Below are 982 nucleotides of genomic sequence, written 5' to 3'. Positions count from 1 at the left end.
ATACTTCCCTCTCTGATTTGTCTTTTGAAATTAAAAATGTATTATGCCTGAAATATTTAGTTGTATTTTTATCGTAAATACCAATGTTAATATCTTTTAAAAGCTATTTTAATTATAATAAGATTAATGATTAAACTTTGAGATGAAATATAATGGATGATTTTTTTAAATCTTTTTCGATCCATGTTGTCGAAGAAAATAGAAATGAGTTGTTAACTGAGATAAGACGTGGTTTGAATCAGCAGGTACATGAGTTAAGTGAGAGATATCTTGAAATGGATAAAAATGAACTGATTGCCAAAATGAGATTTGAAGCTATGCCTTGCTACAATAGCTTTGGCAGTATCTTTGATAATGCGGAAGGAAGGCAACTCGTTAAGTACTTTGTCTTTACGAGGGTAGTACTTTTAGATAACGTTGCTTTTGAGGTTGTTAAGAGATTTTCAAGAAATGATACATGTTATGGAGCACTGAAGTACGAAGATACAGCATTAAAAGAAGATATAAATACGCTACAAGAAAAAGTAATTGATCATATAACGGAAAAGATATGTCTAGCGCATGATTTTGATGACTCTCGTCAGTATATATATCAGCGTTCACTAGCTAGGAACTAAAATGAAAGAAAAGAGCCGAAAGCGAACTGAACAACCTCCTTTGGATTCACTAGAACGCATTATGACGTTTCACCCTGACTATGAAGAGGATGAAGTGTGGTTAATGGATGATTCCCTTCATGATATTGATTTGACAGAAATTAAGTATGATTGGAGGATTGATAATAACCAAAATGTGTTCCTTTCCTTCGCGCCAGTTGAAACAATACACGCTACTTACGATGCCTTTGCATACAAGAATGAGAGCACAGGGCAGACTGAGATCATCTTAAACAAAGTCGAGAACAATGCGATGAGATGTGAGCACATGGTGGACAGAGTGGATCTGGAGTTAAAAAGAAGACTTTTACAGATAGCAAAAAATT

Annotated in this window: 2 protein-coding genes; both read left to right on the top strand. The window is 34.0% G+C overall.

Annotated features, from left to right (window positions below; genetic code table 11):
* Positions 1–152 precede the first annotated feature (152 nt).
* Positions 153–617 (top strand): hypothetical protein, encoded by a 465-nt coding sequence (locus tag AB4329_RS22465; RefSeq protein WP_372139332.1) that lies wholly within the window; start codon positions 153–155, stop codon positions 615–617.
* 1 nt (position 618) lies between these two features.
* Positions 619–982, top strand: a 364-nt coding sequence (locus AB4329_RS22460) for a hypothetical protein (RefSeq protein WP_372139330.1), incomplete at its 3' end; no start/stop codon positions are given.

The organism is Vibrio sp. 10N.261.54.A5 (assembly GCF_041471145.1).
GTDB lineage: Bacteria > Pseudomonadota > Gammaproteobacteria > Enterobacterales > Vibrionaceae > Vibrio > Vibrio crassostreae_C.
The sequence above is the reverse complement of the archived record's forward strand: the minus strand, read 5'-3'. Positions and strand labels throughout refer to the sequence as shown.

Coding starts and splice junctions, on each gene's coding strand:
- AB4329_RS22465 (WP_372139332.1), top strand. CDS start 153: ATGGATGATTTTTTTAAATCTTTTTCGATCCATGTTGTCGAAGAAAAT.